Genomic DNA, 22,993 nt, shown 5'->3' with positions numbered 1-22,993 from the left:
CGAGAATATGTCGATTCGGTGTGTGGAGGTGAGTACGTGTCCTACATCCTGTTCGATTATCTGTTGCCGATTCTGGGTCCCGGCGCCGCCGAGTACTGGGCGAAGCTGCTGGTGGTCGATCCGATCTGAATCGGTTCGCAGCGCCCCGCCGGGCCGGTGTCCAACCGGTCCGGCGGCGCCGTTTTCCGGTCCAGTAGCCGGAGCTCGCCGGTCGATCGCAGGTCGCGGCCAGGCCAGTGTGCGCCAACTGGCTATGAAGCCGGTTTGTCGCCCCACCTAGAATCGTGGTGTTCATCGACGATCCCCACCTGGCAACAGACACAGGAGCTGCCGTGACCACGCCCGAGACCACCCAGACCCCCGACGCGACCCGCGAGGCCGGTACCGCCCGCGTGAAGCGCGGTATGGCCGAGATGCTCAAGGGCGGGGTGATCATGGACGTCGTCACCCCCGACCAGGCCAAGATCGCCGAGGATGCCGGCGCCGTCGCGGTGATGGCGCTCGAACGGGTACCGGCCGATATCCGCGCTCAGGGCGGGGTGTCCCGGATGAGCGATCCGGACATGATCGACGGGATCATCGAAGCGGTCTCCATCCCGGTGATGGCCAAGGCCCGGATCGGGCATTTCGTGGAGGCCCAGGTGCTGCAGAGCCTCGGCGTCGACTACATCGACGAATCCGAGGTCCTCACCCCCGCCGACTACGCCAACCACATCGACAAGTGGAACTTCACGGTGCCGTTCGTCTGTGGCGCCACCAATCTCGGTGAGGCGCTGCGCCGGATCACCGAGGGCGCGGCCATGATCCGCTCCAAGGGCGAGGCGGGCACGGGCGATGTCTCCAACGCCACCACGCATATGCGTAAGATCCGGCAGGAGATCACCCGGCTGGCCTCCCTGCCCACCGATGAACTGTTCGTCGCCGCCAAGGAACTCCAGGCGCCCTACGAACTGGTGAAGGAGATCGCCGAAACCGGGAAACTGCCCGTCGTGCTGTTCACCGCCGGGGGTATCGCCACCCCGGCCGACGCGGCCATGATGATGCAGCTCGGCGCCGAGGGCGTTTTCGTCGGTTCGGGCATCTTCAAGTCCGGCAACCCGGCCCAGCGCGCGAGCGCGATCGTCAAGGCGACCACGTTCTACGACGACCCCGATGTGCTCGCCAAGGTGTCGCGCGGGCTGGGTGAGGCGATGGTCGGTATCAATGTCGACGAGATCCCGCAGCCGCATCGGCTGGCCGAACGCGGTTGGTGATCGGCGCGCCGAATCCCGGCGGTCCGGTGCCGTCTTCGTGTCCGGCGTGCGGCGGCGGCCTCGATCCGCTGCCGCGGTGCGACACCGGATCGCGGCGCACTCGGTAGCGCGGCGCGGATGGAACTGCGGCAGCTGCGGTACTTCGTCGTACTCGCCGAGGAACTGCATTTCGGTCGCGCCGCCGACCGCTTGTTCATCACCACGCCCACCCTGAGCCAGCAGCTGAAGGTACTGGAACGGGAGCTCGGTACGCCCCTGGTGCTGCGCGGCCGCCGGACCGAATTGACCCCGGCGGGAGCGGCCCTGCTGGTATCGGGTCGTGCGGTGTTGCGCGCCGCCGACGAGGCGGTCCGGTCGGCCCGGCGGGCGGGCGGCGTCGACGATCCGCGCTTGCGTCTCGGGCTGGTCAACGGCGCACCGCCCTGGTTACCCACCCGGATCGGCGAACTGGCGCGGGCTGCGGTCCCGGGTGCCCGGACGGTCCTGACCAGCGGTACCACTACCGAGCAGGCCGAGCTGCTGGCCGCGGGCGCAGTGGATCTGGCGCTGCTCCGGGCACCGGTCCAGCTGCCTGCCGCCTTCGTCCGGCGACCCGTGGCCGCCGAGGAACTCGGGATCCTGATGTCGGCCACCCATCCGCTGGCCGGCGCCTCGATTCTGACTCCGGACGAGCTGGACGGCCACGAACTGATCCTTTTTCCCCGCGACGTGGCTCCCGGACTGCACGACAGGCTGCTCGACGAGCTCCGCGCGCGGGGCGTGCGGATGAGGCTCAGCGACAGTGTGCTCGGCCATGCCCAGATGGTTTCGGTGCTGCCGTCCCGGGACGATGTGGTGGGTGTGGGGTCGTTACGGGCACGGCGCCCGGGCTTGGTCTGGCGTGCTTTCCCCGGCGATCCGCTGATCGTCACCTATGTCGCGGCGTGGCCGCGCGACAGCCGTCATCCGGTGCTGCGCGGTGTGCTCGAGATGCTGCCGGCCGGTGCGCTCACCGGACCTGCCGAACTCTGACCGCGCGCCGTGGGCGGTGCGCAAAAGCCCTCCCGGCAGCGACGTTCGCCGGAGCCGAACGGTTGTGCGCAACTACCACATGGACCGGGGATCTCGCCGGTGGTCGACTGGCGTCATGACAGCAGATACGACGGCGACCGAACGGGTCGTCATCATCGGTGGCAGCTCCGGAATGGGTCTCGCGCTCGCCCGGGAACTCCTCGCTACGGGTGCCGAGGTGGTGATCGCCGGCCGGTCCGCCGCCCGGCTCGCGACGGCAGCGGCGACGCTGCCCGAAGGGACCGGCACGGTGCATACCCGGCAGGTCGACATCACCCGGGAAGCCGAGGTCGAGACGCTGTTCGCCGGCCTCGGCCGGATCGACCACGCGATCGTCACCGCCGCCGATGTGCGGGGAATGTATGCGCCCATCCGGTCCTTCGAACCCAGGGCAACCCGAGCCCTCGTCGATACGAAACTCTTCGGACCCGCACTGGTCGCCAAGTACGCCGATGTCGCTCCGGGGGGTTCGCTCGTACTGACCTCGGGTATCGCCGCCTATCGGCCGGGCCCGGGTTCGGCGATGGTCGCCGCCGTGAACGGCGGCGTGGCCTCGCTGGCCTATGCGCTGGCGCTCGAACTCGCACCGACCCGGGTCAACGTCATCTCGCCGGGTTGGGTGGATACCCCGATCTGGGAATCGATCGGTGGTGGTGACCCGGGACAGCGACAGCGGGACATGGCGGCGAGGCTACCGGTGGGCCGTATCGGGCGGCCGGACGATATCGCGGCCGCGATCCTCGCCCTCATGCGCAATCCATTCGTCACCGGCACCGTTCTGCACGCGGATGGCGGTCACCGCCTGGTCTGATGTTCCGGCACCCGGCATGGACCGGAAGATCGGCCGTTTGTCGCGCGGTCAGCCGATGCCGGTCCGCAGAGCCGGCCGGTCGGGATGGTCCCAGCGCACGAAATAATCCGCTGCCTCGCTGTTTTCGCGATCGTGGACGAGCAGTGCCGGTACGGTCCAGGCATCGTCGCCCGGGGTGCCGCGGGTGAGCGCGGCCGCGCTGAGGTCGAGGCGGACGGTGCGATCGAAGGGCAGGCCGCGACCCAGCAGCATAGGGCCCGCCACGAACAGCACGGTCCCGGGCAGCGCGGTGCGCCGGCGGGCCCGTGCGGAGCGATCGGCGGCCTCGTCCCACAGCGCGGGTAGCCAGGTACCGGTGTGGTGCACCGCATCGAGTACTTCGCGCCGCAGCGCCGCATAGTCGAACCAGCTCGACCGGTACGAGGTCGCGTCGCGGCCGAACTCCATCCGCAGCGAGGCGGGCCGGACGTAATCGTGCAGCGAGACCGTTTCGGCGGGCCGTCCGTCGGCCCGCACCCGCTCGGCGGCGTGTCCCGCGAACCCGAGCGGGCCCGCCGCGTCGGCGCCGTCGACACCGACCACCCGGTACCCGTCCAGCGTCCGCAGGTCCCGGGTCACCAGTTCGGCGAGAGCGTCGGGGGTGGTCGGAGTGAAACGCGGCACCGGACCATCACAGCAGGTCCGGCCGGGCGGCCGGTGACGGGGATTACCCGTGACCGGATCGTGGAAAAACGGGGGCTCGGGATAATCTCGGCGGATGGCGACTATCGAAGAGGCACTGGAGATCGAACGCCTCGAGCGGGATATCTTCCGCGGCGCGTCCACCAAGACCCAGCTGCCGCGTACGTTCGGCGGCCAGGTGGCGGGCCAGGCACTGGTGGCGGCGGTGCGCACGGTGGAGCCGCGGTTCCAGGTCCATTCGCTGCACGGCTACTTCTTGCGGCCCGGCAACCCCGGGGCGCCCACCGTCTATCTGGTGGACCGGATCCGGGACGGTCGCTCGTTCTGCACCCGCCGGGTCACCGGGGTGCAGGACGGTGACGCGATATTCACCATGTCGGCGTCCTTCCACCTCGGTGACGAGGGCCCGTCGCATCAGGACGAGATGGCCGATGTGGAGCCGCCGAACGATCTTCCCGATGCCGCGACCAGTATGGATCCCGAGCGGCTGTGGGCCATGCGGGAATGGGAGCACTGGGATATCCGGCCCGTGCCGCAAGAGCGGGTGACCAAGCGGCCCGGGGTCGTCTCGCCGCAGCAGGTGTGGTTCCGCTACCGGCATCCGCTGCCCGACGATCCGCTGTTCCATGTGTGCACGCTCGCCTATATGAGCGATATGACGCTGCTCGGCTCCTCCAAGGTCACCCATCCCGACGAGCCCACCCAGAACGCCTCGCTCGACCACGCGATGTGGTTCCTGCGCCCGTTCCGCACCGACGACTGGCTGCTCTACGACCAGTCGTCGCCATCCGCCGGGTTCGGCCGGGCCCTGACCGGCGGGAAGATCTTCGATCGCGACGGCCGGCTGGTGGCCGCGGTGGTGCAGGAGGGTCTGATCCGGACGCTGCGTTCCTAGCCGGGACGGTCCGCGGGCGCCGGGTGTCCGTCCGGGACCGGCGTGACCCCGAGCACACCGGTCCGGCTCGTAAGCTCGCACACGTGAACGAGTCTGCGGTGTCCCCGGAAGTGGCGGCCGCACCGGATGCCGGTGCCGCGCCCGACCAGCCCACTATCGGCGTGCTGGCCCTGCAGGGTGATGTCCGGGAACATATCGCGGTGCTCGCCGAATGCGGTGCCCACCCGGTTCTGGTCCGCCGCCCGGACGAGCTGGCCGCCGTCGACGCGCTGGTCCTGCCCGGCGGGGAATCCACGGCGATCAGCAAACTGCTCGAGATCTTCGAACTGCTCGAACCGGTGCGCGCCCGGCTCCGCGCCGGGATGCCGGCGTTCGGGTCCTGCGCCGGAATGATCCTGCTGGCGAGCGAGGTGCTCGACACCCGCGCCGATGCGAAACATCTCGACGGAATCGATATGACGGTGCGCCGCAACGCTTTCGGGCGCCAGGTCGACTCGTTCGAAACCGATATCGAATTCGCCGGGCTGCCCGGCGACCCGGTCCGGGCGGTGTTCATCCGCGCGCCGTGGGTCGAACGGGCCGGTGACGGGGTGGAGGTGCTGGCCCGGGTGCCGAGCGGCCCGGCCGCCGGCCGGATCGTCGCCGTCCGGCAGGGCCGCGTGGTGGCCACGGCCTTCCACCCGGAAGTCACCGGTGATCACCGTGTGCACCGAATGTTCGTCGATCTGGTCCGTGGCGTAGCGTTGTCGAGCGATACCGTGCCATCGACCTGAAGGAAGTAGGGAATGAGCGGCCACTCCAAATGGGCCACCACCAAGCACAAGAAGGCGGCGATCGATGCTAAGCGTGGCAAGCTCTTCGCCAAGCTGATCAAGAACATCGAGGTGGCGGCCCGGACCGGCGGTGGCGATCCGGAAGGCAACCCGACGCTGTTCGACGCCATCCAGAAGGCCAAGAAATCGTCGGTTCCCAACGACAATATCGAGCGGGCACGTAAACGCGGCGGCGGCGAGGAAGCCGGCGGCGCCGACTGGCAGACCATCATGTACGAGGGCTACGGCCCCAATGGTGTCGCCGTCCTGATCGAATGCCTCACCGACAACCGCAACCGGGCTGCCGGTGAGGTCCGTGTCGCCATGACCCGCAACGGCGGAAACATGGCCGATCCGGGATCGGTGTCCTACCTGTTCCACCGTAAGGGCATCGTCACCCTGGAGAAGAACGGTCTGTCCGAGGACGATGTGTTGATGGCGGTGCTGGACGCCGGCGCCGAGGAGGTCAACGACCTCGGCGAATCCTTCGAGATCATCAGCGAGCCCGGCGACCTGATCGAGGTCCGGAAGGCGCTGCAGTCCTCCGATATCGACTACGACTCCGCCGAATCCGGTTTCCAGCCGTCGGTGAGCGTAGCGGTCGACGCGGACGGTGCCCGCAAGGTGTTCAAACTGGTCGACGCGCTGGAGGACAGCGACGACGTCCAGAACGTCTACACCAATGTCGACATCTCCGACGAGGTGCTGGCCGAACTGGACGCCGACTAACTGGACCGACCCGCGAGTGCGGTGTAGTGATCCCGCAGCGCGGGGTAGTAGTCGTCGAAGTCGGGGCGTCGCGCCTCCGTGCGTGACGCCCCGAGCGCGTCCAGGTAGTAATCCCAGCCGGGCCCGATCTCGGGCAGCTGTTCGGGCGAAATCAAGTGGTGGACGAAGACGAGCTCGGTCAGCCCCTCGTGTTCGGTGAGCGTGACCTCGAGATGCCAGCTGCCGTGCTCGTCGACGGCGCGCAGGGCGAGGTGACGCGGCGGCTCGCACGCGTCGACGGTGTACTCACTCCACGGCTGCCCCTCTTCGTAGGACAACCGCACCCGTATCGTCCGGCCCGGCCCGGGTTCGCCCTGCCACGGCCCGAACCAGCGGGCGGTGCGCTCGGATTCGGTGATACTGGCCCACACGTCCGCGATGGGTGCGCGATAGGTCCGGGTGAGGACCAGATCGTGGCCGGCCGGTGTGTTCTCCAGGCGTCCGGTGGGGCGGATGGTCATGCCGAGTTCTCCTTGTTGTCGATCGTTTCCGGGGCGCCCGAGGAGGGTGGCCCCTGTGGTGCTCGGGCGGTGGTGGACCTGCGCTCGCGCCGGGTCCGGTGGACCTCGGTGGCCAGCGCGTCCAGCCGGTGTTCCCACGCGGCCGGTTCGTCCAGAGCGGCGAGCCAGGTGCGCAGTTCGCGCAGTGGTGTGGTGTCGAGGGCGTAGTAGCGCTGCCGCCCCACCAGTTCGTCACGAACCAGGCCGCTGTCGCGCAGCACCCGCAGGTGCCGGCTGATCGCGGGCCGGCTGATGGGGAACCGGGCGGCGATCGCGCCCGCGGTATACCGGGTGCCGCGCAGCATCTCCAAGATCTCTCGTCGTATCGGATCGGCGATTGCCGCGGCCACTTCGTCCACAGGCTAAAGCGTAACCACCCGGTTACGCTTTTGTCCAGTGGACGCCTCGGGGTATGTCACGGATGACCGGCGGTAGTGCCGAGACATGCAGGTATCGATCGAGGGGCGCGGGCGTGCCACCGAGAGAGGGGCGGTGGGCGGCGGCACAATGGCGGCATGGTCGCTGTGACTCTCGTGCACGGGGATATCACCGAGCAGCAGGTCGACGCGGTGGTCAATGCCGCCAACTCGGAGCTGCTCGGCGGCGGGGGGGTGGACGGTGCGATACACCGGCGCGGAGGACCCGCGATCCTGGCCGAATGCCGGCGGCTGCGGGAGACCGACTACCCCCGCGGACTGCCCACCGGGCAGGCGGTGGCGACCACGGCCGGCGACCTGCCGGCCCGGTGGGTCATCCATACGGTCGGCCCGGTGTGGTCGGCCCGCGGCGACCGCGCGGCCCGGCTCGCCCCGCTGCTGGCCTCCTGCTATCGCGAATCACTGCGGGTCGCGGACGAACTGGGCGCGCGGACGGTCGCGTTCCCGGCGATCTCCACCGGTGTGTACCGCTGGCCGATGGAGGACGGGGCCCGGATCGCGATCGACACCGTCCACGCCACCGCGACCCGGGTCGAGGAAGTGCGGTTCGTGCTCTACGACGCCGCCGCGTACGACATCTTCGCAGCGCAGCTGGGTCGCTGAGCCCCCAGCGACCCGGGCCCGTGTCCCTGGCGCCCAGATACCCGGTCCTGCACTAGACTTCGAACAACTGTTCGTTCTGGGAAGGGATTCGTCGGTGCGGGTGATGGGCGTCGACCCCGGGCTCACCCGGTGTGGGGTGAGCATGGTCGAAGGGGGCGCGGGGCGCACCGTGCGGGCGATCGCGGTGGATGTGGTCCGCACACCGGCCGAGATGGACCTGGCCCGGCGACTGCTGCGGATCTCCGACGCCGCCGAGGAGTGGATGGAAACCCACCGTCCCGAGGTGGTGGCGATCGAGCGGGTGTTCGCGCAGCACAATGTGCGCACCGCCATGGGCACCGCGCAGGCGGGCGGGGTCATCGCACTGGCGGCCGCGCGCCGCGATATCCCGGTCATGTTCCATACTCCCAGTGAGGTGAAGGCGGCCGTCACCGGTAACGGCGGTGCGGACAAGAAACAGGTGACCGCCATGGTCACCCGGATTCTCGGGCTCGCGACCCCGCCGAAACCGGCCGATGCCGCCGACGCGCTGGCGCTCGCCATCTGCCACTGCTGGCGGGCGCCGCTGCTGGAGCGGATGGCACGGGCCGAAGCCCTGGCCGAACGGGCCCGGCAGCAGTACACACAACGACTGGAACAGCAGCGGAAGGCGGTACGCGGGTGATCGCGTCCATACGCGGCGAAGTCCTCGAACTCGCCCTCGATCATGTGGTGCTGGAGGCGTCGGGCGTCGGATACCGGCTCAACGCCACCCCCGCGACCCTGGCCGGTCTCACCCGCGGTGCGGAGGCCACGCTGTTCACCGCGTTGATCGTGCGCGAGGACGCGATGACCCTCTACGGGTTCGCCGATACCGAGTCGCGCGATCTGTTCGGTCTGTTGCAGACCGTGTCCGGGGTGGGGCCGCGGCTGGCCATGGCGGTGCTGGCGGTGCTGGAACCCGAGGCGCTGCGCAAGGCGCTGGCCGCGGGCGATATCGCGGCCCTCACCCGGGTGCCGGGCATCGGCAAGCGCGGGGCCGAGCGGATGGTCGTGGAACTTCGCGACAAGGTGAACCTGGTCCCCGTACCGGCGGACCGCGCGGCCGCTGTCACGCCGGTATCCACGCCGGTCCGCGATCAGGTAGTGGAGGCGCTCACCGGCCTCGGGTTCCCGCTCAAACAGGCCGAGCCGGCCGTGGACGCGGTACTGGCCGAGAATCCCGACGCCGGGACATCGGCGGCATTGCGTGCCGCGCTCGGGACACTGGGCAGGAATCGTTAGGCCGTAATGGAATACGACGACGACCAGACCTCGCCGGACTCGCCGGTCAGTGCCGGCTATCTCGCCTCCGACGGTGATACCGACTCCGGACTGCGTCCCACCTCGCTGGACGGTTTCATCGGTCAGCCGCGGGTGCGGGAACAACTCGCCCTGGTGCTGCGCGGCGCCCGGGCGCGGGGCGGTACACCCGACCACATCCTGCTGTCGGGTCCCCCGGGGCTGGGTAAGACGAGCCTGGCGATGATCATCGCCACCGAACTCGGCACCGCGTTGCGCATCACCTCCGGTCCGGCCCTGGAACGCGCGGGTGATCTGGCCGCCATGCTCAGCAACCTGGTCGCCGGGGACGTGCTGTTCATCGACGAGATCCACCGTATGGCCCGGCCCGCCGAGGAGATGCTCTATCTGGCGATGGAGGATTTCCGGGTCGACGTGGTGGTCGGCAAGGGGCCGGGCGCGACCTCGATTCCGCTCGATATCGCGCCGTTCACCCTGGTGGGCGCCACCACCCGATCGGGTGCGCTCACCGGTCCGCTCCGCGACCGGTTCGGTTTCACCGGCCATATGGACTTCTACGAGCCCGACGAGCTGCTGCTGATCCTGCAGCGCTCCGCGCAGATCCTCGGCGTGGGCATCGATACCGATGCCGCCGCCGAGATCGCGGGCCGCTCCCGGGGGACGCCCCGGATCGCCAACCGGCTGTTGCGCCGGGTACGTGACTACGCCGAGGTCCGGGCCGACGGTCTGATCACCCTGGCGGTCGCCCGGGCGGCGCTCGAGGTCTACGACGTCGACCCGATGGGCCTGGACCGGCTCGACCGTGCCGTGCTGGGCGCCCTGGTCCGGGGTTTCGGCGGGGGACCGGTGGGTGTGTCGACGCTGGCCGTGGCGGTCGGTGAGGAACCGGCCACGGTCGAGGAGGTGTGCGAACCGTTCCTGGTGCGGGCCGGGATGGTCGCGCGGACCCCGCGCGGCCGGGTGGCGACCGCCGCCGCCTGGACACATCTGGGCCTGACGCCGCCGCCGGACCTGGTGTTCGGGGCGCTCGAGGTCCGCGGTCGCGAACCGCATCCCACGCTCGACCTATTCGAGTGAACCTCGGCAACGGGCGCGGTGCGCCCCGCCGAACCACACGCCGCTCAGAAACCGAACCGGCGGCGTACCTGCTCCAGGAAGTGGTCCACCTGGTCGGGGTGGTAGCCGCGCTGGAACATACTCGACGCGGTGCGGATCCCGCGATCCAGGTGTTCGGAGGTGAGCGTCGCACGCCCGGCCAGTGCGGCCGCGATCAGGTCCAGTAACTCGTCGACATCCTGCTCCCGGTAGCCGCGACGCCCGAATGGCGCTTGCGCAAACGTGATTCGGTGAACGTCTTCGGGAGTCATCGGTCGATTATCGCGTGCACGGGCCGCCGCCGTCGGCGGTTCACCCGAGGGTGATATGGGCCACCGGCCCTCCCCGGCGAAACCTGGACACCGCGTGTTCGGGCGTGCGGGTGTGGCGCGGATCCGAAGAACTGGCAGACTGTGTGCGTACCTGTCCCCCTCCCCACCCAGATCAGGAACTGACTTCGACCATGGATCTGCTGTTTCCGCTCATACTGGTCGCGCTGCTGGTGCCGATGTTCCTAGGCATGCGCCGCCAGAAGAAAGAGGCCGACAAAGTCGCCCAGATGCAGGACAGTCTGAAGGTCGGTGACCGGGTCACCACCACCTCGGGCCTGTACGGCACCGTGGTCGACGCCGACGACACCAGTGTCGATCTCGAGATCGCCGAGGATGTCGTGACCACCTGGCTGCGTGCGGCCATCCGCGACGTGCGCGTCGACGATACCGACGACGAAACCGCTGGTGACAGCACTGAGGGCGCCGAGTCGACCGACTCCGCCGACGCCCCCGCCGCGGCCGCCGCCGAGGAGACCCCGGCACAGACCGAAACCCGGCTGACCAAGGACTGATCACCACGGCCCGGCCACCGGAACCGGATATCCCGGGCAACCGGTGGTATAGGCATGTGCCGTGGCCGTTCCACCCAGAACTTCCGCCTAGGAGATGACGACCTGTGCCACCGTCCCAGGGATCGGCGCACCAATTCCGCTGGCTCGCCTTGTTCGGCGTGTTGGTGGCCGCGATCTACGCGCTGGTGTTCTTCACCGGTGACAAATCACCGACACCCAAACTCGGCATCGACCTGCAGGGTGGTACCCGGGTCACCCTGACCGCGCGAACGCCCGACGGGAACCGGCCCAGCAAGGACAGCCTCGCCAAGGCACAGGAGATCATCGAGAACCGGGTCAACGGTCTCGGCGTCTCCGGATCCGAGGTCGTGATCGACGGGGACAACCTGGTCATCACCGTCCCGGGCGAGGACAGCCAGCAGGCCCGCACTCTGGCCAGCACCGCCAAGCTGTACATCCGGCCGGTCCTGAACGCTGCGCCGGCGCCGAGCGCGCAGCAGCCGGCCCCGGGCGGCACCACCCCGGCCCCGGGCCAGACCACCCCGGCGCCCGAGCCCGCTCCCGCACCGGCCGGTGCGGAGGGCGCGGTACCCGGTACCGGTGCGGAGGGCACAGCTCCCGATGCGGGCACCACGCCCGATACCGGCGCTCAGGACGGTACGGTTCCCGATACCGGCGCCACCGCACCGGCCGAGGAGACCCCCGCCGCCGCGCCCTTGCCGGAGAGCGAGGTCGATGTCCATCCGGCTCAGGCGCCCGGCGAACCGCCCACCGCACCGTCGGCGCCCGCCGAGACCACTCCGGCTCCCGCTCCGCAGGATCCGAATGCCCCGCCGGCCACTCCCGCCGAGGGATCGCTGAGCCCACAGGAACAGGCGCAGCAGGAGATCGAGATGGCCAAGGCCATCCGGCAGAGCACCGATCCCACCACCCAGCAGCTCGCCATGGCATCCCTGAACTGCACCGCCGCCGATCCGCTCGCCGGCAACGACGATCCGAATCTGCCGCTGGTCACCTGCTCCACCGACGGTAAAGAGGTGTTCCTGCTCGACAAGAGCCGGATCGACGGACAGGAGATCGCCAACGCGACCTCCGGCCTGAACACCGAGCAGGCGCGGCACGAGGTCAACCTCGAGTTCAAGGGCAGCGGTAGCGATGCCTGGGCCTCGCTCACCGGTGAGTACGTGCAGCAGCGGGTCGCCTTCGTCCTCGATTCGGAGGTGGTCAGCGCACCCGTGGTCCAGCAGGGCCCCCAGCTGGGCGGACGCACCTCGATCTCCGGTGATTTCAACGCGGCCAGCGCCAAGGAACTGGCGAACACGCTGAAGTACGGTTCGCTGCCGCTGTCGTTCCAGACCTCCGAAGCCGAGACGGTGTCGGCGACTCTCGGGCTGTCCTCGCTGAAGGCGGGCCTGCTCGCCGGGGCGGTCGGCCTGGTCGCGGTGCTGATCTACTGTCTGGTCTACTACCGCATGCTCGGATTCCTCACGGCATTGTCGCTGATCGGATCCGGTTTCGCGGTGTACGGGATCATGGTTCTGCTCGGCCGCTGGATCGGGTTCACCCTGGACCTGGCCGGTATCGCCGGTTTGATCATCGGTATCGGTATGACCGCCGACTCGTTCGTCGTGTTCTTCGAACGCATCAAGGACGAGATGCGGGAGGGACGAAGTTTCCGGTCGGCGGTACCGCGCGGCTGGCAGCGCGCGCGCAAGACCATCCTCTCCGGTAACGCCGTCAGCTTCATCGCGGCCGCCGTGCTGTACGCGCTGGCCGTCGGCCAGGTGCGCGGCTTCGCGTTCACGCTCGGTTTGACCACCATCCTCGACGTGGTGGTCGTGGTCCTGGTGACGGCACCGCTCGTCCACCTGGCCTCCCGGTCCACTTTCTGGGCCAAACCGTCGGTGAACGGGCTCGGCGCGATGCAGGAGCTCGCCCGGGAACGCAAGGCGGCCGAGGCCGCGGTCGGGAAGGCGTGACGATGAACAGCCCCGTGACGATGGACAAACCCTCCGCGCCGCGCCCCTCCGGCGCCCGGCACAGCTGGTTGAACCGCCTCTACACCGGCACCGGTGTACTCGATGTGGTCGGCAACCGCCGCCGCTGGTACCTGATCACCGCCGGTATCGTGCTGGTCTGCCTGGTCAGCATGGCGGTGCGTGGTTTCACCTTCGGTATCGATTTCGTCGGTGGCTCCCGTATCCAGCTACCGGCGGGTGATGTCACCACCGAGCAGGTGGAGACGGTCTACAGCGACACCATCGGTTCGGAGCCCGAATCGGTGCAGACCGTGGGTACCGGCGACGGCAAGACCATCCTGATCCGTTCGGAGACACTGGATGCCGAACAGCTCGGCGCCCTGCAGACCGCGCTGTTCGACCAGTTCCAGCCGCGCGACGACAGCGGGAACCCCAGCCGCAACGCCATCAGCGCCTCCGATGTCAGCGAGACCTGGGGCGGGCAGATCACCAGGCAGGCGCTGATCGCGCTGGCGGTGTTCCTGGTACTGGTCAGCGTCTACATCGGTATCCGCTACGAACGCGATATGGCCTTGGCGGCGCTGGCCGCCCTGGTCTTCGACCTGCTGGTCACGGCCGGGGTGTATTCGCTGGTCGGCTTCGAGGTGACCCCTGCGATGGTGATCGGCATGCTCACCATCCTCGGGTTCTCGCTCTACGACTCGGTCGTCGTCTTCGACAAGGTCGAGGAGAACACCCGCGGGGTGCTGCACACGAGCCGGCGCACCTACGGGGAACAGGCGAACCTGGCCATCAACCAGACCCTGATGCGTTCCATCAACACCACCCTCATCGGCGCGCTGCCCATCATCGGCCTGATGGTGATCGCGGTGTGGATGCTGGGGGTCGGCACACTGCAGGACCTGGCGCTGGTGCAGCTCGTCGGCACCCTGGTCGGCGCCTACTCGTCGATCTTCTTCGCGACTCCGCTGCTGGTATCCATCAAGGAACGCTGGGGCCCGGTGGCGGCGCATACGAAGAAGGTGCACGCGCGTCGCGCGGCGCAGGCGAGCGGACGGCCCGTTCCCGGTGCCGACCGGCCCGCGGCGGCACCCGGCCGGCGCCCCCCGGGCGCATCCGAAGATCTGGATCAGCGCAACCCACGCAGGACCGGGCCCGGCGGGCCTCCGCCCGGCGCCCGCCCCACCGGAAAACGACAGAGGCGGCACTGACAGACGAGGGGTAGTTCGATGCGACACTCATCTCTGCGCCGGACGATCGCGCTGCTCGCGGCCACGGTCGCGGCGGCCGGGCTGGCGGCCGGATGTTCCGGCAAGGACAAGGTGCCCTCGATCGGCTACGCCGTCGACACCACCGTCACCAGTTACAACGGCGGGACCACCGCCGGGGCGGCCGCGGCCCAGGCGGTGTTCGGCCGGGTGCTCACCGGATTCTTCTACACCGGTCCCGACGGGCAGCCGATCGCCGATACCGATACCGGGTCCGCCAAGGAGGTGCCGGGGGAGGCGCAGACCATCCAGTACCGGCTGAACCCCGCGGGTGTCTACTCCGACGGCGTCCCCACCTCGTGTGACGACCTGGTGTTCACCTGGGCCGCACGCAGCGGCCGGTTTCCCGGGTTCGATTCGGCGAGCACGGCCGGCTACGAGGATATCGAGCGGGTGGAGTGCCAGCCCGGGTCCAAGGACGGCACGGTGGTGTTCCGGCCGGGCCGTCGCTACTCGCCCTGGCGCACCCTGTTCGCCGCCGGAGAACTGATGCCCGCGCATGTGGCGACCCAGGCCGCGAATGTGCCCGATATCGTCGCCGCCGTCCAGAACGACGACCGGCCCGCGCTGGACCGGCTGGCCCAGTTCTGGAACACCGGGTGGAATCTGGCGCCCGGTGATCTCGATATCACCGCGTTCCCGTCCTCCGGGCCTTACCGCATCGAATCGTTCGACCTCGACAACGGACTGGTCCTGGTGGCCAACGAACGCTGGTGGGGTGACGCCCCCGCCACGGGCCGGATCGTGGTGTACCCGAAACCGGCCGATCTCGCCGCCCATATCGCGGACGGTTCGGTCTCGGTGGTCGATATCGGTACGGGCTCGCTGCCGGATCTGAACCTGGACGCCTTCGCGGTCGAACAGCGGCCCAGCCGTGGGGTCGAGCAGTTGGTGCTCGGCACGGGTGGGGTTTTCGAAACCGATGCCGCGCGGCGCGCGTTCGCGCTGTGTGTGCCCCGCCAGGCGTTGTTCGACCAGCTGGGCCGGGTAGCGGAGGCGCCGGAGACCGGGCTGGGCTCGGGTCTTGCGGATTCGCGTACGGTGCAGCCGGATTCGCCGTTCTACCCGGCGGTGACCGGCGCCGCCGATCCATTCGCCGGCGGTGATGTGGCGGGGGCGAAGTCCGCGCTCGCCGAGTCCGGGAAGAAGCAGCTCACCGTTCGTGTCGGCTATCTCGCCCCGGATGCCCGCCGCGCGCGCACCGTATCGATGATCGCGGACTCCTGCCGGCAGGCCGGGATCACCGTGGAGGACGCCGGCACCCCGGACTTCGGCACCGCGCAACTGGCCGGCGGTGCGGTGGACGCGGTTCTCGGCGGCCCCGGCGGACTGCCCGGTCCGGCCGGTTCGCTCGACGGTATCGCCGCGGTGAGCGGACTGCGCAGCGGCAGTGGGCTCAATGCCGGTCGGTTCCGCAACGGCCGTTACGATGCGATCACGGATCAGCTTGCGGCCGACGAGAACTCGACAGATCAGCTGAATCTGCTCACCGAGGCGGAGAACCTGCTGTGGGCACAGCTGCCGAGCGTTCCGTTGTTCGCGACCCCGCGCACCATCGCCTTCGGCGGAGGGCTGCAGAACGCCGTCGCGGGGCCCACCCGGGCCGGATCCGGCTGGAATATGGACCAGTGGGTCCTGCAGCGCTGAGCTGCGCGGTAGCCGATCATGGAGGTGTCGATGAGCAAACACTCGGCGGTCGAACCCGCGGACGCGGTGGCCGGGCGATCCGGTCAGGCCGCCGCGATGGTGCGCAGATACACCCGCTGGGCCGACGGCTTCCCGGAGCCGGGGGTCCGATTCGCCGATCTCACCCCGGTTTTCGCCCATCCCGAGGGCTTCCGCACAGTGGTCGACTGTCTGGCCGCGCTGGTGCCGGATGCCGATCTGGTGGCCGGGGTCGATGCCCGGGGCTTCCTGCTCGGTGCCGGAGTCGCCACGACACTGGGAACCGGTGTGCTGGCCGTCCGTAAGCGCGGCAAACTCCCGCCGCCGGTGATCACGCGGGAGTATGAACTCGAATACGGTACGGCGGCGCTGGAGATTCCGGCCACCGGCGTGGCGCTGGAGGGCCGCCGCGTCCTGCTGCTCGACGATGTCCTGGCGACCGGCGGTACGCTGGCCGCGGCGGCCGATCTGTTCGCCGATGCCGGGGCCGAGGTGGTGGCTGCCGCGGTCGTGCTGGAACTCGAGGCGCTGGGTGGCCGGGCCCGGCAGGGCGAGTACCCGGTCACATCGATCGTCACCGTGTAAGCCATTCGACTCCCGGGCCGAAATGTGACCCGGTGCGTAATGTGCTGGCGTTCGTGGTGGCCGGCGCGTATCGTCGCCGGAGTCTTGTTTCCGAGGATCGGAGCTGCCGTTGCTCTCATGAGGTAGTCGCTCGTGCGGCCCGCGTTCTGCGCGTCGCCTCCGTATCGATACCTCCAGGGGCAGCCATGGCCGATATTTCTTTTTCCGATCTTTCATTCACCTGGCCGGACGGGACTCCGGTGTTCGACGGGCTCGACGCGGTGCTCACCGCGGGCCATATCGGGCTCGTGGGAGCCAACGGCGCCGGGAAATCCACGCTGCTGCGGCTGGTCGCGCGCGATCTGCTGCCCGCTCGCGGGTCGATCACCGTGACCGGGGAGCTGGGCTATCTGCGCCAGGATCTCGGGCTCGCCGTCGGCCGGCGCGTCGACGAGGTACTCGGTATCGCCGGGATCCGAGGAGCGTTGCATCGCATCGAATCCGGTAGCTGCGCCGAGACCGATTTCGACATCGTCGGGGCGCAGTGGGATATCGAAGAACGCGCGGTGGCGATGCTCGGCCGGCTCGGACTCGGCTACCTCGCCGACGGTGTACAGCAGCTGGATCGCCGCCTGGCGACGCTGTCCGGTGGCGAGACCGTACTGCTCGGCCTGGGCGCGCAACTGCTGACCGAACCGGATGTGCTGTTGCTCGACGAACCCACCAACAACCTCGACCGGGCCGCCCGCGCCCGCCTCTACGAGGTGGTCGCACAGTTCACCGGGACCGTCGTGGTGGTCAGCCACGACCGCGATCTGCTGGAGCGGATGGACACCATCGCCGAACTCCGCGGCGGCACGCTGCGATTGTTCGGCGGCAACTACAGCGACTACGAGCGCGCCGTCGAACAGGAACAGGAGACAGCGCGGGCAGCGGTCCGGGAGGCCCGCAGCGATGTGCGCAAACAGTCGCGCGAACTGGTGCAGGCCCGGATCAAACTCGACCGGCGGCAGCGGTACGGGCAGAAGATGTTCGAGAACAAACGTGAACCGAAGATCATCATGGGCCAGCGCAAACGGCAGGCGCAGGTCGCGGCGGGCAAACTGCGCAACAACCATCTGGAGAAAGTGGAGGATGCCGGGGAACGGCTGGACAGGGCCGAGGAGATGCTGCGCGATGATCGCGAGATCCGCGTCGATCTGCCCGGGACCCGCCTGCATCCCGGGCAGGAGGTCGTCGAGCTGGACGGAGTGGAACTGGCCAACGGACCGGTCGTATCGCTCGCGGTGCGGGGGCCGGAGCGGCTGGCGATCACCGGCCGCAACGGCGTGGGAAAGACCACGCTGCTGCGGCGGATCACCGCGGAACCGCCCCGGGTGCCCTGGCGGCTGCTGCCGCAGCGTCTCGATATCTTCGACGAGCACCGGACCGTCTACGACAATGTCGCCGACGCCGCCCCGCACGCCGCACCGGAACGGATCCGCGCCCAGCTCGCCCGTTTCCTGTTCCGTGGTGCCGCCGCCGATGTGCCCGCCGCCGCCCTGTCCGGTGGCGAGCGGTTGCGGGCCGCGCTGGCTGTTCTGCTGCTCGCCGAACCCGGGCCCGGCCTGCTGATTCTGGACGAACCCACCAACAATCTCGACCTGGTGAGTCTCGGCCATCTCACGCAGGCACTCGCCGCGTATCAGGGAGCGCTGCTGGTGGTGAGTCATGATCAGCGGTTCCTGGATGAGATCGGGGTCACCCGGCAAGTGGAACTGACCCCGGCCGGTCTGGTGGAATGACCCCCGACCGCGCCGCCGGGGGAACGCCGGGGTGCGATCGGGCGTTCACCCGGGTGGCCGGGGATATCGATCGATGTCGATGGTGTTGCGGCGGGGGTTTCCCACGGTGCTGTGGGGGTTAAAGTTGGTGGTCTGGAACGTTGCGGTGATCTGCCGCGGCACGGAGAGGTGGTGGCATGACTCAGCATCTGGGCGAGGCGAATGTCGAGCAGACGTCCGGTTCGCAGTCGAACGGTGCCGCCACCCCTGCTCCTGCCGCCGGTTCGCGCCCGGAGCCCGCGCCCGAACCCGACGGTGTCCGGTCCTCCGGCGCGGTCCCGAGTTCGGCGTCGCGCCGGGTACGGGCCCGGTTGGCCCGGCGGATGACCGGTCAGCGCGGCATTCCGGCGGTAAAACCGGTGCTCGAGCCGCTGGCCACGGTGCACCGCGAGCTGTATCCGAAGGCCAATCTCACCCAGCTGCAGCGGGCGTTCGACGTGGCCGACGAGCGGCACGCGACCCAGTTCCGCAAATCCGGTGATCCTTACATCACCCACCCGCTGGCCGTCGCGAATATCCTGGCCGAGCTGGGGATGGACACCACCACCCTGGTCGCGGCCCTGCTGCACGACACCGTCGAGGACACCGGGTACTCGCTCGAACAGCTGACCGCGGATTTCGGTTCCGAGGTGGCCCACCTCGTCGACGGCGTCACCAAGCTGGACAAGGTGAACCTGGGCGCCGCGGCGGAGGCCGAGACCATCCGCAAGATGATCATCGCGATGGCGCGCGATCCGCGTGTCCTGGTGATCAAGGTGGCCGACCGGTTGCACAATATGCGGACCATGCGGTTCCTGCCCCCGGAGAAGCAGGCCAAGAAGGCACGCGAAACCCTCGAGGTGATCGCGCCGCTGGCGCACCGGCTGGGTATGGCCACCGTGAAATGGGAGCTGGAGGACCTCGCGTTCGCGATTCTGCATCCCAAGAAATACGACGAGATCGTCCGCTTGGTCGCTGACCGGGCGCCGTCACGTGACACCTATCTCGCGAAGGTGCGCGCGGAGATCGTCAACACCCTCGCGGCATCTCGGATCCCCGCCACCGTCGAGGGCCGCCCCAAGCACTACTGGTCGATCTACCAGAAGATGATCGTGAAGGGGAAGGATTTCGACGATATCCACGACCTGGTGGGTATCCGGATCCTGTGCGACGAGGTGCGCGACTGCTACGCCGCCGTCGGTGTGGTGCATTCGCTGTGGCAGCCCATGGCCGGGCGGTTCAAGGACTACATCGCTCAGCCCCGCTACGGCGTCTACCAGTCGCTGCATACGACGGTGGTCGGCCCGGACGGTAAACCGCTCGAGGTACAGATCCGCACGCACGATATGCACCGGACCGCCGAATTCGGGATCGCCGCGCATTGGCGCTACAAGGAGACCAAGGGCCGCCATTCCGGGGACGCCGCCGAGGTCGACGATATGGCCTGGATGCGGCAGCTGCTCGACTGGCAGCGGGAGGCCGCCGACCCGGCGGAGTTCCTGGAATCGCTGCGCTTCGACCTCAAGGCGCCCGAGATCTTCGTCTTCACCCCCAAGGGCGATGTGATCACGTTGCCGCAGAAGTCGACTCCGGTGGATTTCGCCTACGCGGTGCACACCGAGGTGGGGCACAAGTGCATCGGTGCCCGGGTCAACGGACGGCTGGTCGCGCTGGAACGCCAGCTGGAGAACGGCGAGGTCGTCGAGGTCTTCACCTCCAAGGCGCCCAATGCCGGGCCCAGCCGTGACTGGCAGACCTTCGTCGTCTCGCCACGCGCCAAGGCCAAGATCCGGCAGTGGTTCGCCAAGGAGCGTCGCGAAGAGGCACTGGAGAGCGGCAAGGAACAGATCAACAAGGAGGTCCGCCGCGTCGGACTGCCGCTGCAGCGGTTGATGAGCGTCGACGCCATGACCGCCGTCGCCCACGAACTGCACTACAGCGATATCTCCGCGCTCTACACCGCCGTCGGCGAACACCAGGTCTCCGCGCACCACGTGGTGCAGCGGCTCATGGCCCAGCTGGGCGGAATCGGTGATGTCGAGAACGAACTCGCCGAACGGTCCACGCCGTCCACCACACCGTCGCGGCAGCGGCTCACCGGTGATGCCGGGGTACTGATCCCGGGCGCCGAGGGGACTGTCGCGAAGCTGGCCAAATGCTGCACTCCCGTACCGGGCGACGAGATCATGGGTTTCGTCACCCGCGGCGGGTCGGTGAGTGTGCACCGGGTCGACTGCACCAACGCCGATTCGCTGCGCGCCCAGTCCGAACGCATCATCGAGGTGGAGTGGGCGCCGTCGCCGCATTCGGTGTTCCTGGTGGCCATCCAGATCGAGGCGCTGGACCGCACCCGGTTGCTCTCCGATGTCACCAAGGTGCTCGCCGACGAGAAGGTCAACATCCTGTCCGCGTCGGTGGCCACCCATGGCGACCGGGTGGCGATCAGTAAATTCACCTTCGAGATGGGTGATCCGAAGCATCTCGGGCATTTGCTGAATGTTGTCCGCAATGTCGAAGGTGTCTACGACGTGTACCGGGTGACCTCCGCCGCCTGAGTGGCTCCTGCGTCGGCTGTGGTCGTCGTCTTCCCGGGTGTCCCGGTGTCCACCGTGGCCGTGTGTACGAGTGCGTCCGCGGTGGTCTCGGCGGCCGAGCGGTGCGCAGGCGTCGGCCGGTGTTCTGCGTGTCCCTGTGGTGACCGCGTGCGTTTCCTGCGGATTCCCTCCTGCACCGAGACGGGAAGAGGGGTGTCCCGGGACGTGTTTCGGGGTCTTGGCAGCACTTCTGCGGTTGCCGGAAGAATATAACGTTCGGGCTTCGGCGCGCCGCGTCACGTACGGGTCGTGCTGGCGGGTCGCGTAAACTCTTCGGCGCTTCAGCGGTCATAGCCGGAATCTGTTACCGTTTACTGCGTTTCGTCGCGCTCGGTAACTGCGGTAGGACTGATTGCGGGTCGCTATGGCTGGATGCACAAGATTCTCGGGGATGCTGATCGCATTCACCGTCGCTGTGGCGACGGCGGCAGCGGGCACACTCGCCGCTCCCGCGTACGCTCAACCGCCGAATCCGGCGGGCCCGGCGACCGAACTCGCGGTGACGTCGTGTCCGGCACTGTACGCGTTGGGGATCCAGGGCACCGGTGAATCCTCGCCGGATGCCGCCCCCACGACCGATACCGGCATGCTGTCCACCGTCTTCCGGCCGCTCATGGCCGCGGCGCCCGACCAGGGGCTGGTCGAGCGTGCCTATGTGCCGTACGAGTCCAGCTTCGGTGGGGTCGACGGCGGCAGCGCCACGCCGTATTCGGATTCGGTGAAGGGCGGCCTCATCCGGCTGCGCAGTATGGCGGGTTCGGTGGCGCAGCGGTGCCCGGAGACCCGCTTCGCGATCGTCGGGTATTCGCAGGGCGCGCATGTGGCCTCGGTATTCGCGCAGGAGATCGGCCAGGGGCAGGGCGGCCTGCCCGCCGACAAGGTCGCCGCCGTCGCCCTGATCGGTGACCCGACCCGCAACGCCGGAGCCCCGCTGTTCCCCGGTGCGCCGGGCAAGGCCAATCCCGACCCCGCGCCCGGTACCGAGGGCACCGAGATCGGGCATATTGCGGCACTGAACCAGACGCCGGCCACCGGCGGCGGTATCGCGCCCGATCGGGATACCGCGGAGAACTTCGGGGCGCTCACCGGGCGGGTGGCCAGTTTCTGTGCCGCGGGCGATCTCGCCTGCGATGCCCCCGAGGGCGCGCCGATCCTCAAGGCGGTGGCCGGTGTCGTGGGGCAGATGAAGCTCAGCGGCGGCGATCCGATCGCCTCGCTCACCTCGATCGCGCAGGCCCTGGCGTTCACCTCGATCAAAACGGCCACCAAGGTGGTCAACGAGGACATCCAGGGCACCTCGCTGGCGACGCTGAACATCTCGCCGAAGAAGTCGATCTCCGAACGGCTGGCCGATGCCGCCGATCCGCGGACCCCGCTGGATATTCCGGGCGCCATGCGAGCCCTGCTGAAAGTGGGCATGATCGGGCTGAACGCGGTGGTCACCGTGGTCCGTACGGTGTTGAACCCCACGGCGATCGCCGAACTGGCCACCGCCGGTCTGGCGAATCCCCCGGCGGCGCTGCTGATGCTGGGAGTCAAACTGCTGGGTGCCGTTCCGCAGCTCGTTCCACCCACCACCGGTATCCGGTTGGTGAGTCAGGCCTTCGACGCGGTCGTCGACAACATCACCGACAACCACGCCCTGCTCGACACCACGACATGGGTGCGCTACTGGGACACCATCCAGCGGCACCAGGCCTATGGCAATGCGGCCATTTCGGCCACCGGTGAGGCGCCCACGCGCTTCATCGCCGACTGGTTCGCCGCCGCCGCTCGGGATCTCGCCGCGGTACACGGCAGCGGCAACGAACCCGTCGCGGAAAAGGCGATACCGCAGGTCCCGAGCATGCCGGACAGTGGAGTTCCCGCTCCGAACGGATTCTCAGGTGCCGATCCCGGCGCGTCGCCTGCGCCCGCTCCCTCCGGTACGGGACAATTCCCTTTTGGGACAGGAGTGAACAATGGTGCCCCGGAGGGTCCGGTGACCACCACTCCCACACCCCGTACAACCGAAACCGACTCGTTCTCCGTGAACTGATCGCCGAGAGGGATCGATGATGCCAGATCACGCGCCCGGCGCCACGGGAATGG

22 protein-coding genes are annotated in these 22,993 nt (G+C 68.7%); 18 read left to right on the top strand and 4 right to left on the bottom strand.

The genetic code is table 11. From position 1 onward, the window contains the following. The first annotated feature begins 332 nt into the window (after positions 1–332). The 3 genes from pdxS (at position 333) to IG75_RS0113275 (ending at position 3,114) form a co-directional block, all read left to right on the top strand. Complete coding sequence (gene pdxS, locus IG75_RS0113285) at positions 333–1,253, top strand: pyridoxal 5'-phosphate synthase lyase subunit PdxS (RefSeq protein WP_030521557.1); 921 nt, start codon at positions 333–335, stop codon at positions 1,251–1,253. 117 nt (positions 1,254–1,370) lie between these two features. After that, positions 1,371–2,264: a LysR family transcriptional regulator gene (locus IG75_RS0113280; RefSeq protein WP_051714554.1), complete on the top strand. Its 894-nt coding sequence runs from the start codon at positions 1,371–1,373 to the stop codon at positions 2,262–2,264. Between the two features lie 115 nt (positions 2,265–2,379). Further along, positions 2,380–3,114, top strand: a complete 735-nt coding sequence (locus tag IG75_RS0113275; RefSeq protein WP_030521555.1) for an SDR family oxidoreductase — start codon at positions 2,380–2,382, stop codon at positions 3,112–3,114. Positions 3,115–3,162: 48 nt separating this feature from the next. Here the strand turns inward: IG75_RS0113275 and IG75_RS0113270 are convergent, their stop codons facing one another. After that, positions 3,163–3,777, bottom strand: a complete 615-nt coding sequence (locus IG75_RS0113270) for a nucleoside/nucleotide kinase family protein (RefSeq protein ID WP_030521554.1) — start codon at positions 3,775–3,777, stop codon at positions 3,163–3,165. A gap of 94 nt (positions 3,778–3,871) precedes the next feature. Between IG75_RS0113270 and IG75_RS0113265 the strand changes: the two genes are divergently transcribed. From IG75_RS0113265 to IG75_RS0113255, 3 genes are all read left to right on the top strand, one after another. After that, entirely contained in the window at positions 3,872–4,690 is an 819-nt protein-coding gene (locus IG75_RS0113265; protein WP_030521553.1) for an acyl-CoA thioesterase, read from the top strand. A gap of 110 nt (positions 4,691–4,800) precedes the next feature. Then, on the top strand, positions 4,801–5,463 hold the full coding sequence (pdxT, locus tag IG75_RS0113260) for a pyridoxal 5'-phosphate synthase glutaminase subunit PdxT (RefSeq protein ID WP_051714610.1): 663 nt from the start codon (positions 4,801–4,803) through the stop codon (positions 5,461–5,463). Positions 5,464–5,475: 12 nt separating this feature from the next. Next, positions 5,476–6,231, top strand: a complete 756-nt coding sequence (locus tag IG75_RS0113255) for a YebC/PmpR family DNA-binding transcriptional regulator (RefSeq protein ID WP_030521551.1) — start codon at positions 5,476–5,478, stop codon at positions 6,229–6,231. Here the strand turns inward: IG75_RS0113255 and IG75_RS0113250 are convergent. Both IG75_RS0113250 and IG75_RS0113245 read right to left on the bottom strand, forming a co-directional pair. Beyond that, positions 6,228–6,731, bottom strand: a complete 504-nt coding sequence (locus IG75_RS0113250; protein WP_030521550.1) for an SRPBCC family protein — start codon at positions 6,729–6,731, stop codon at positions 6,228–6,230. The two genes, IG75_RS0113255 and IG75_RS0113250, sit on opposite strands and share 4 nt — an antisense overlap. Then, a complete protein-coding gene (locus tag IG75_RS0113245) occupies positions 6,728–7,129 on the bottom strand; it encodes a metalloregulator ArsR/SmtB family transcription factor (protein WP_051714553.1) in 402 nt (133 codons plus the stop codon). The genes IG75_RS0113250 and IG75_RS0113245 overlap by 4 nt, the downstream gene beginning before the upstream one ends. Positions 7,130–7,285: 156 nt before the next feature. Here IG75_RS0113245 and IG75_RS0113240 point away from each other — a divergent pair, with 156 nt between their 5' ends. From IG75_RS0113240 to ruvB, 4 genes are all read left to right on the top strand, one after another. Beyond that, positions 7,286–7,810 carry an O-acetyl-ADP-ribose deacetylase gene (locus tag IG75_RS0113240; protein WP_030521548.1) on the top strand — a complete coding sequence of 175 codons (525 nt, stop codon included), beginning with the start codon at positions 7,286–7,288 and terminating at the stop codon, positions 7,808–7,810. Positions 7,811–7,904: 94 nt separating this feature from the next. Then, entirely contained in the window at positions 7,905–8,474 is a 570-nt protein-coding gene (gene ruvC / locus IG75_RS0113235; RefSeq protein ID WP_030521547.1) for a crossover junction endodeoxyribonuclease RuvC, read from the top strand. Then, positions 8,471–9,073, top strand: a complete 603-nt coding sequence (ruvA, locus tag IG75_RS0113230; RefSeq protein ID WP_030521546.1) for a Holliday junction branch migration protein RuvA — start codon at positions 8,471–8,473, stop codon at positions 9,071–9,073. The genes ruvC and ruvA overlap by 4 nt, the downstream gene beginning before the upstream one ends. Positions 9,074–9,079: 6 nt before the next feature. Further along, positions 9,080–10,168 (top strand): Holliday junction branch migration DNA helicase RuvB, encoded by a 1,089-nt coding sequence (gene ruvB / locus IG75_RS0113225; protein WP_030521545.1) that lies wholly within the window; start codon positions 9,080–9,082, stop codon positions 10,166–10,168. Positions 10,169–10,212: 44 nt separating this feature from the next. On the opposite strand, the gene IG75_RS0113220 is transcribed toward ruvB, so the two are convergent. Continuing rightward, positions 10,213–10,458, bottom strand: coding sequence for a DivIVA domain-containing protein (locus tag IG75_RS0113220; RefSeq protein ID WP_051714552.1), 246 nt, complete (start codon positions 10,456–10,458; stop codon positions 10,213–10,215). Between the two features lie 191 nt (positions 10,459–10,649). Here IG75_RS0113220 and yajC point away from each other — a divergent pair, with 191 nt between their 5' ends. The 8 genes from yajC to IG75_RS0113180 all read left to right on the top strand — a co-directional run bounded on the left by yajC (position 10,650) and on the right by IG75_RS0113180 (position 22,940). After that, positions 10,650–11,030 (top strand): preprotein translocase subunit YajC, encoded by a 381-nt coding sequence (gene yajC / locus IG75_RS0113215; protein ID WP_030521543.1) that lies wholly within the window; start codon positions 10,650–10,652, stop codon positions 11,028–11,030. Between the two features lie 104 nt (positions 11,031–11,134). Continuing rightward, complete coding sequence (secD, locus tag IG75_RS0113210; protein ID WP_030521542.1) at positions 11,135–13,009, top strand: protein translocase subunit SecD; 1,875 nt, start codon at positions 11,135–11,137, stop codon at positions 13,007–13,009. A gap of 2 nt (positions 13,010–13,011) precedes the next feature. Then, positions 13,012–14,220 (top strand): protein translocase subunit SecF, encoded by a 1,209-nt coding sequence (gene secF / locus IG75_RS0113205; RefSeq protein ID WP_081876845.1) that lies wholly within the window; start codon positions 13,012–13,014, stop codon positions 14,218–14,220. An 18-nt stretch (positions 14,221–14,238) separates the two neighbouring features. Further along, positions 14,239–15,924, top strand: a complete 1,686-nt coding sequence (locus IG75_RS0113200; protein ID WP_030521540.1) for an ABC transporter substrate-binding protein — start codon at positions 14,239–14,241, stop codon at positions 15,922–15,924. A 96-nt stretch (positions 15,925–16,020) separates the two neighbouring features. Then, on the top strand, positions 16,021–16,527 hold the full coding sequence (locus tag IG75_RS0113195; RefSeq protein ID WP_051714609.1) for an adenine phosphoribosyltransferase: 507 nt from the start codon (positions 16,021–16,023) through the stop codon (positions 16,525–16,527). Positions 16,528–16,712: 185 nt separating this feature from the next. Continuing rightward, entirely contained in the window at positions 16,713–18,290 is a 1,578-nt protein-coding gene (locus IG75_RS0113190; protein WP_030521538.1) for an ABC-F family ATP-binding cassette domain-containing protein, read from the top strand. Between the two features lie 176 nt (positions 18,291–18,466). Next, entirely contained in the window at positions 18,467–20,863 is a 2,397-nt protein-coding gene (locus IG75_RS0113185; protein WP_030521537.1) for a RelA/SpoT family protein, read from the top strand. Between the two features lie 430 nt (positions 20,864–21,293). Continuing rightward, on the top strand, positions 21,294–22,940 hold the full coding sequence (locus IG75_RS0113180; RefSeq protein ID WP_030521536.1) for a cutinase family protein: 1,647 nt from the start codon (positions 21,294–21,296) through the stop codon (positions 22,938–22,940). Positions 22,941–22,993 lie beyond the last annotated feature (53 nt).

This window comes from Nocardia rhamnosiphila NBRC 108938, from assembly GCF_000720425.1.
GTDB classification, from domain to species: Bacteria; Actinomycetota; Actinomycetes; order Mycobacteriales; family Mycobacteriaceae; genus Nocardia; species Nocardia rhamnosiphila.
Note: the sequence above shows the minus strand (reverse complement) of the source record. Positions and strands in the feature narration are given on the sequence as shown.